We start from the raw sequence: 647 nt of genomic DNA on the forward strand, positions 1-647 counted from the left end.
ATGTCGCGTTCTGAGTCCCCCCGGCCGCTGCTCGAGATGCGCGGCATCAGCAAGACCTTCCCGGCCGTGCGCGCGCTCGACAACGTCAGCCTGACCGTCTATCCGGGCGAGATCCATTCGCTGATGGGCGAGAACGGCGCGGGTAAATCGACGCTGATGAAGATCCTGTCGGGCGCGTACCGCGCCGACGCCGGCGGCGAGATCCTGATCGACGGCGCGCGCATCGACGTCGACGGCCCGCTCGCCGCGCGCGATGCCGGGGTCGCCGTGATCTACCAGGAGCTGTGCCTCGCGCCGAACCTGAGCGTCGCGGAAAACATCTACGTCGGCCGCGAACTGCGCCGCGGCAACCGCCGCTGGGGCACCATCGACCGCGCGGCGATGGCGCGCGGCTGCCAGGACGTGCTCGCGCGCCTCGGTGCGCCGTTCGGCCCCGACACGCTGGTCGGCACGCTGTCGATCGCCGAGCAGCAGCTCGTCGAGATCGCGCGCGCCGTGCACACCCGCGCACGCATCCTCGTGATGGACGAACCGACGACGCCGCTGTCGTCGCGCGAGACCGAGCACCTGTTCGGCCTGATCCGCCAGCTGCGCGAGGAAGGTCTCGCGATCATCTACATCAGCCACCGGATGGCCGAAATCTACGA

General features: G+C 69.7%; 1 protein-coding gene. It reads left to right on the forward strand.

What is annotated here, in order from left to right; translation table 11 throughout:
* On the forward strand, positions 1-647 hold a 647-nt coding region (locus tag U4Y91_RS36565; protein WP_321809125.1), incomplete at its 3' end, for an ATP-binding cassette domain-containing protein.

Origin of the sequence: Burkholderia sp. BCC1993, from assembly GCF_905339865.1 — a bacterium.
Taxonomy (GTDB): Bacteria; Pseudomonadota; Gammaproteobacteria; order Burkholderiales; family Burkholderiaceae; genus Burkholderia.